Below are 350 nucleotides of genomic sequence, written 5' to 3'. Positions count from 1 at the left end.
GGGCTTGAACCACGGGACGATGATTCCGGAGTTTGTTGCCCTGGGAGATGGGATTGAGAATGATATGGTCAAGGGGCGCCAAATCGACTTTCCCCGCGGGAGTATCGTGGCCTGCGACAAGGGATACGTCGATTATGGATGGTATAAGTCACTGACGGATAAAGGAGTTTTCTTTGTTACCCGGTTGCGCCCGAACTCGATTTACAAGGTAACTGAACGCCATGACACTCCGGCGGGAAGCGGCGTCACCAGTGACCAGACGATTCAATTGAACAGCGCCCATGCATTGAAACGAGGGGCTCCACCGCTTCGCCGGGTAGGCTACCGAGAACCTGAAACAGGTAAACATT

The 350-nt window shown here is 53.7% G+C and carries 1 protein-coding gene; it reads left to right on the top strand.

The window, feature by feature from the left end; genetic code table 11:
• Positions 1-350 (top strand): transposase (locus C0039_RS20860; protein WP_243391684.1); only part of this gene is annotated, 350 nt, incomplete at both ends.

The sequence above is a fragment of the Pseudohalioglobus lutimaris genome, from assembly GCF_002866825.1.
GTDB classification, from domain to species: domain Bacteria; phylum Pseudomonadota; class Gammaproteobacteria; order Pseudomonadales; family Halieaceae; genus Halioglobus; species Halioglobus lutimaris.
The sequence above is the reverse complement of the archived record's forward strand: the minus strand, read 5'-3'. Positions and strand labels throughout refer to the sequence as shown.